At 56.5% G+C, this 7,044-nt stretch carries 9 protein-coding genes; 7 read left to right on the top strand and 2 right to left on the bottom strand.

Annotated elements, in window-relative coordinates; genetic code table 11:
* The coding region (locus tag L972_RS20175) for a LysR family transcriptional regulator (RefSeq protein ID WP_047440639.1) at positions 1-325 on the bottom strand (325 nt) is incomplete at its 3' end.
* A 195-nt stretch (positions 326-520) separates the two neighbouring features.
* Between L972_RS20175 and L972_RS20170 the strand changes: the two genes are divergently transcribed.
* From L972_RS20170 to dkgB, 5 genes are all read left to right on the top strand, one after another.
* On the top strand, positions 521-910 hold the full coding sequence (locus L972_RS20170; protein WP_047440637.1) for a DUF6404 family protein: 390 nt from the start codon (positions 521-523) through the stop codon (positions 908-910).
* 12 nt (positions 911-922) lie between these two features.
* Positions 923-1,171 carry a VOC family protein gene (locus L972_RS20165; RefSeq protein ID WP_047440636.1) on the top strand — a complete coding sequence of 83 codons (249 nt, stop codon included), beginning with the start codon at positions 923-925 and terminating at the stop codon, positions 1,169-1,171.
* A gap of 483 nt (positions 1,172-1,654) precedes the next feature.
* Complete coding sequence (locus L972_RS21585; protein WP_136501583.1) at positions 1,655-2,209, top strand: hypothetical protein; 555 nt, start codon at positions 1,655-1,657, stop codon at positions 2,207-2,209.
* Between the two features lie 151 nt (positions 2,210-2,360).
* Positions 2,361-2,657, top strand: coding sequence for a putative quinol monooxygenase (locus L972_RS20160; RefSeq protein ID WP_047440633.1), 297 nt, complete (start codon positions 2,361-2,363; stop codon positions 2,655-2,657).
* A gap of 65 nt (positions 2,658-2,722) precedes the next feature.
* Entirely contained in the window at positions 2,723-3,526 is an 804-nt protein-coding gene (gene dkgB / locus L972_RS20155; RefSeq protein WP_047440631.1) for a 2,5-didehydrogluconate reductase DkgB, read from the top strand.
* Between the two features lie 161 nt (positions 3,527-3,687).
* On the opposite strand, the gene L972_RS20150 is transcribed toward dkgB, so the two are convergent.
* Positions 3,688-4,698, bottom strand: coding sequence for an HAD family hydrolase (locus L972_RS20150; RefSeq protein WP_231560965.1), 1,011 nt, complete (start codon positions 4,696-4,698; stop codon positions 3,688-3,690).
* 340 nt (positions 4,699-5,038) lie between these two features.
* Between L972_RS20150 and L972_RS20145 the strand changes: the two genes are divergently transcribed.
* Positions 5,039-6,217 carry an MFS transporter gene (locus L972_RS20145; protein ID WP_047440627.1) on the top strand — a complete coding sequence of 393 codons (1,179 nt, stop codon included), beginning with the start codon at positions 5,039-5,041 and terminating at the stop codon, positions 6,215-6,217.
* Positions 6,218-6,384: 167 nt separating this feature from the next.
* The coding region (locus L972_RS20140; RefSeq protein ID WP_047440625.1) for an NAD(P)H-dependent oxidoreductase at positions 6,385-7,044 on the top strand (660 nt) is incomplete at its 3' end.

Raw genomic sequence — 7,044 nt, 5'->3', positions numbered from 1 at the left:
CCAGCCGGTGCAGAATAAAGGGGGTAGCGGCATCGACTCTCAACACCCCTTCGGGTTGTTCCCGGCGCATCAGCAGATGCCCCTCCGCCTCACTCATCTCGGTCAGGATCTTCACCGCCCGCTGATAGAACCAGCTCCCCTCCTCGGTCAGACTGACCCGGCGGGTGGTGCGATTGAGCAGCACGGTGGAGAGCTTCTCCTCCAGCCGTTTGATGCCGCGGCTCACCACCGAGTTGTCCATGCCGAGGTTCTCCGCCGCCTGGCGAAAACTGCCCGCCTCCACCACCGCCACAAACAGGGTCAGTTCATCAGAATGAGTCTTCATTGCTGTTATCCGGACAAGAGTAATGGGCCTTTATAGGCGCAGCCGCTGTGGATTGGCAAGCGTGCGGTGAGGCCAGTTCTTTTTTTCTACAGAGAAAGAACGTGACCGCGAGCCCACATCATACCCGCGATTTGTCAGTACAATGCAGCCTGAAAAGCACCGTATGACACCACTTATTTTACAAGGATGAATACCATGACATTTGAAGAGCGGCTGACCGCCGCCCATCAGGAACTGGCAAGCAAAGGGGTATGGCACGCCAACTACAATCCCCCGCTGTGCAGGCTGCTGCGCAGGTTAGGTTATCCCGTCAAACCGCCTCACTATGAAGGTTGGCTAACCAACGTTCTGGTATTCGGTATCAGCGTTGGTCTTGTCTGGGGCATGGCGATGTGGTTTTTCAGCTGGCACCCCATGGGGATAGATCCGCTATTTGCCCTGCGCCAAACAGCCCTGTTTGCGGGATTCTGCGGCCTGATCATGGCATCTTGGCTCTGGCTACGGCGCAAGCAGCTTAAACTGACCCCGTGGGAAGAACTTGCTGAGCCCAGCGATGCTGATGATGAGGGAGAAAAACGGCATTAACATCCATGAAAAATGAACTATGTGGAGTTTGCGGCCAGGGATCTCGCCGCGACCAAAGCATTCTTTCAGGCCGTATTTGGCTGGCAGTTTGTCGGTTACGGCCCCGACTACAGCGCCGATATTGAAACGACCCAAGCCAAGGTAAGCCAACACGGTGGCACCATCAATCGCCCACTATTCGACTTCCCCGGTGGACGCCGTTTCCACTTCGTTGAGCCCAGCGGCAATGAGTTTGCGGTCTGGTCGGTGCAAGCTAAATAACTGATCCTAATAGTGCTCCATCTTGCCGGAAGCCTTGTGGCGTAAGGCATTTGTGCAATCTGGCGAGAAAGCCTGAAGTGACAAGGCTTAGCGCACGATGCGTGCTCAATGTCACTTGTAGAAGCTGTACGAGTGCAGTGATCTATTATTCGGAACAGCTATTTAGCGCCTGATAATACTGGACGAAGTGAAACAATCTACATCCATATTATTCATAATATCGTTCTCTACTACATATCCGAAAGGTTTATAAAAGAAAACACCGAGCCGTTTTTTTGAAAAAAACAGGTGAAGTGTTCATTTCATATTACGTGTTCTTGACTTAATCATGGCATTTAAGACACAGTTCCCAACAAATATTATTACATTCTATTGCAGATGCAGATGGCTGTCAGATTGCATCAAAATTTCAAGGTGTTATTTTGAAGGTAATTACAGTAGAATATCATGCCATCTATATGGCAATTTTATAAAAGGTGTTCTATGAGCCCAGAAGAAATTAATCTTGTAACTGAATCAATCAAGGCTATTGGAAGTAAAGGATCGAACGAATGGATTCCAGTTATTGCAGCCCTTGGCGGTGCAGTTTTGGGTTCGCTCAGTTCAATTATTACTTCTAGCATAATTGAACGTAAAAAAGAGAAAATGTTTTCATTACAAATTACAAGATCTCTGATTACCGAGATATCCGCATTACTTAATTTAATGGAAACAAGAGGGTTTCTTGACAGTATCAATAACGCCATTGCTCATTTAAAAGAAAATCCAGATGATACATACATATTAGCCTCCGATATCCCACCTCATTATTCCAGAGTATATCAAGAAAACTGTAAACATTTGGGCGTGGTAGATCATGAAACATCGAAGCAAATTATTAACTTTCATCATTTAGTAGATGCAATAGTTCAAGATGTTAAGATGGATGGAACATTCAGCAAATCACCTACAATCGAAGCTTATGTAGAAGCACATAAGATCCTGACGCTTGCAATCAGAATAGGTCGAAACTTAGAAACTAAAAAAATAAATTGTTGATTCGTGTAATGAGGTCATTAGCGTATTCCTCTTATATGTCCTGGATTACCCCATTGCTGCTCTCCCCTCAATACTGTTTTGCGACCAGCGCCCTGTTTCCAGCAAGTCACGGCAGGCATACTGACCCTTCGTTTTTGCCAAGGAGGTTCAGATGTCATCACCCGTGATTGTGATTGCCCAGCTTGAAGCCAAACCCGAATTCGCCGCCCAGTTTCGCGCCGCCCTTGAGCCGCTGATTGCGGCCACCTTGCAAGAGGCGAGCTGCCAGCGCTATCAGTTGCATCAGGACTTGGACAATCCAAACAGCTGGATGCTCTACGAGGTGTGGGAGAGCGAAGCTGCCCTCACCGCCCATCAGGGCCAACCCCACTTTACCGAATTTGTCGCCAAGGCCGAGCCCTGGTTTGCCAGCAGCACCATTCGCCGCTATCAGCCACTGGGCGCCTGACTGGCCCTAGAGCCTGTTTCTGTTCAGCCCATCAAGGGCCAACCACCACCCCATTGAGGAACGAGATGATCAATATGCCACCCATGGGTCTGGGCACCTTCCGCCTGAAGGGCGAGCCGCTGCTTGCCACCCTGACCAACGGTCTGGAGCTGGGCTATCGCCATATCGATACCGCCCAGATCTATGACAATGAAGCCGAAGTCGGCGCCGTGCTGACCCGCAGCACTGTTGCCCGTCACGAGATCTACCTGACCACCAAGGTGTGGACCAGCGAGTTTGGGCCGGGCAAGCTGATCCCGAGCCTTGAGGTGAGCCTGGAAAAACTGGGCACCAACTATCTGGATCTGGCGCTGATCCACTGGCCCTCCCCCAAGGATGAGGTGCCGATGGCGGTCTATCTGGAGCAGCTGGCCGAGGCCAAGGCCCGGGGTCTGACCCGGGAGATCGGGGTCTCCAACTTCACCGTGGCCCAGCTCAAACAGGCTATCGAGATTTTGGGGCCGGGAGCCATCGCTCACCAGCAGATCGAAGTTCATCCCTTGCTGCAAAACCGCAAGGTGGTCGAGTTCTGCAAAGTCCAGGGTATCGCCGTCACCGCTTATATGCCGCTCGCCTATGGCAAGGTGCTGAGCGAGCCGCTGCTAATGGAGATTGGCAAACGCCACGGGGTATCGGCGGCGCAGGTGTCGCTGGCCTGGCTGCTGGCGCAGGACATGGCAGTGATCCCGAGCTCCACCAAGCGGGAGAATCAGGCCGCCAATCTGGCCGCTCTCGATATCACCTTGAGCAGCGAGGAGATGGCCGCCATCGCCACGCTGGATCGGGGCGAGCGCTGCGCCAATCCCGACTTTGCCCCTGCATGGGACTGACGCGAAAGGCGTGAGACTAACGCGAAAGAAAGGCTGGCTCGCCAGCAAGCCAGATAAAACAGGGAGAGCATCATGCTCTCCCTGTCTCTTTTCTTGCCTCACGCTTTGCAGCGCTTGCTGAACGTCCAGCCGCCATATTGATGCCAGATGCAGCCCCGCAATCAGGGCGCGTTCTGGCAAAGGGCGGGATCGAACACCTGCTTCCAGTCTGATTTCATATCGACCACCACCCAGCCCCGCGCTTTTGCCTGTGCCAGCCCGTCGATCAGCTTGCCGCTGGCTGGCGGATGGCTGTCGTAGGCGTATTCGCGCTTGGCATCGGTGTGGTGCACCAACAAACCAAAAGTGTGGTAATCCGGGTTGGTCGAGGTGTATTGCAGCATGGGCACGTCGCCATCGCTGTTACCAAAGGCGCCGACCGGACGCTGCCCCATAAAGAGGTGAATGGCGGCCGGTTTCGCCTTGCTGTCATCGAAATAGGCGCCGTTCATGGTCTTGCGGATCTCGCTGCCCTCCCCGGTCAGGGCAAACTCGCCGAGGGTAAAGGAGCCAATCACCTGCTGGGGCGGGATGCCATACATCTGCTCGGACATCACCCGCATAAAATCGACGCCGCCGCCGGAGACAATCCAGGTCTGGAAGCCATTGTCCCGCAGATACCCCAACAGCTGCTTCATCGGCAGATAACCGAGCTGATCGTAGTGGCAGCCAAAACGGGGATCCTTGCTGCTGTTGACCCAGCGAGTGACCCGCTCGGCAAACTCGGTGGTAGTCATGCCGCTGTGGGTCAGTCCCACCAGCTTGGCGAGCCCCTTCTCCCCCGATTTGGCCACGGCCTTGAGGTCATTGTTCAGCACTGCCGCGACGATGGGGTCGGCCTTCCACTCCGGGTGTTCCGGCGCCAGGCGCTTGATCTCGTCCATCGCAAACTGCAGCTGATAGGTAATGGGCGCTTCCGGCCAGAGGGTGCCGTCATTGTCAAACACCACATGGCGCTTCTCTGGCGGAATAAAAGTGGCCTGCTGCTGATCGGTGGCATTGGTTACCCAGCGGGTGATCGCCTGCTTGGCTGCCGTGTCATTCCAGGCAGAGAGGGGATCGCTCTGGCCAGCCTGTACCGCAAAGGCGCCGCACAGCAGCAAAAGAGAGGAGAGTCGGTTCAATGTCATCATGTTACCTGTCAGCTGGATATTGCCTGTCGATGAAAACGCACGGCCATCACAACACCGGCGCACATGGGTTCAACACACACGGGGTTCACAGGGAAAAGCCTATGGCTGCCAGCTTGTACTGGAGCTTAAGCAAGCTCAGAAAAGGAGCAGCGTTCATCCCGTTCTGCGACGCAGATCACTGCGTTGCGCTCACGCCGCGGGCACCACAATCTCCTCCCACTCATCGCCATTGCTGCTTATTTGGCAAAAGTAATTTGCTGCCACCGTCATTTTTGCCAACAAAACCCATCGGCATACTGGCGCCATTCTCCCGTCGGGAGTCCCTAACCAAGGAGTTGTTATGCCACTGGCGTTATTTGCCCTTACCCTGAGTGCCTTTGCGATCGGCACCACCGAATTTGTGATCGTGGGGCTTATCCCCACCATCGCCGAGCAGCTCAATGTCTCGCTCCCCTCCGCGGGCCTGTTGGTCAGCCTCTATGCCCTTGGCGTAGCCATCGGTGCCCCCGTGCTCACGGCGCTCACCGGCAAGGTGCCGCGCAAGTGGTTGCTGGTGGGGCTGATGGCACTCTTTACCGCCGGCAACCTGCTGGCCTGGCAGGCCCCGGGTTACGAGAGCCTGATCGTGGCCCGCATCCTGACTGGATTGGCGCACGGAGTCTTCTTCTCGGTGGGCAGCACCATCGCCACGGGTCTTGTGGCCAAAGAGAAGGCGGCGAGCGCCATCGCCATCATGTTCAGCGGCCTCACCGTGGCGCTGGTAACCGGCGTACCGCTCGGCACCTGGATTGGTCAGGTCTTTGGCTGGCGTGAAACCTTTCTGGTAGTAAGCTTGCTCGGCCTCATCGCCATGGTGGGTAGCCTGCTGCTGATCCCGAGCAACCTGCCCAAGGGGGCAGCCTCGACCATCCGCGAACAACTCTCGGTACTGACCAAAAAGCCGCTGCTGCTGGTCTACGCCAAGACCGCCCTCGGTTATGGCGGCGCCTTCACGGCTTTTACCTTCCTCGCCCCCATCCTGCAGCAGGTGAGCGGCTTTAGCGCCGGTGCGGTGAGCCTGATCCTGCTGGTCTACGGGGTATCGGTTGCCGTCGGCAATATCTGGGGCGGCAAGCTGGCCGACAAGATGGGTCCATTGCCGGCGCTGAAGCTGCTGTTTGCCGGTCTGGCACTGGTGCTGCTGGCCCTCACCTTCACCGCCCCCCATCCGGTGCTGGCCGTGCTGACCGTGCTGGTGTGGGGCGCCTTTGCCTTCGGCAACGTGCCGGGTCTGCAAGTACTGGTGGTGAAGCAGGCCGAACTGCACACTCCCAAGGCGGTGGATGTGGCCTCCGGCCTCAATATCGCCGCCTTCAACGTTGGCATCGCGCTGGGCTCCGTCGTCGGTGGCCTGGTGGTGGAGCACCTCGGCCTGATGCACACCCCATGGATCGGCGCCCTTATCGTACTGCTGGCCTACGGACTGACCCATGTCAGCGAGCGCCGCGAAGCCGTCCGGCTCGCCGCCTGTCAGGCATAAGCTGCGCCAGCAGGCGTCACGCAAGGGCGTGGCGCCTGCTGCAATCGGTGCGGCAGGCTTCTATGCTGTGACACAGCGTCAACCCGGCAACTATTTCAGCAACTGTTTCAGTCACTTTTTCAGTAACCAAGCCTGTCACCCTCGCATCATTTGCCACGGAGTCTGTTATGAAGGTGCTTATTGTCTATGCCCATCCCGAACCCAAAAGCTTCAACGGTGCCCTCTTCTGCCACGCCATCAGGGCGCTGGAGCAGGCGGGTCACACAGTGATGACCAGCGATCTCTATGCCATGGGCTTTGATCCTGTCTCGGATCGGCGCAACTTCACCGCCGCCAGCGATCCCGATTTTCTCAAGCTGCAACTCGAAGAGCTGGCTGCCACCGAGCAGAGCAGCTTCGCCCCGCAGCTGGAGCAGGAGATGCAAAAACTGGAGGCGGCCGATCTGCTGATCTTCCAGTTCCCGCTCTGGTGGTTTGGCCTGCCCGCCATCCTCAAGGGGTGGGTGGATCGGGTCTTTGCCATGGGGCGGGTCTACGGTCAGGGCCATATCTACGAGAGCGGCAAGTTTCGCGGCAAGCGGGCGCTGCTGAGCCTGACTACCGGCGGCCCCGCCGAGACCTATCTGCCCGACGGCTTCAACGGTGATATCGACGGGGTGCTGCGCCCCATCCAGCGCGGGATCCTGCAATTTGTCGGCTTCGACGTGCTGCGCCCCCATATCTGTTATGCCCCGGTGCGGGTCTCGCAAGAAGAGCGGGAAGCCTGGCTCGCCCAGTGGGCCGAGCGCCTTGGCCAGATTGAGCAGGAGTCCCCCATCGCGGTCGGC

The organism is Aeromonas sp. ZOR0001 (genome assembly GCF_000801015.1).
Classification (GTDB): domain Bacteria; phylum Pseudomonadota; class Gammaproteobacteria; order Enterobacterales; family Aeromonadaceae; genus Aeromonas; species Aeromonas veronii.
This window is presented reverse-complemented; position numbering and strand designations above follow the sequence as displayed.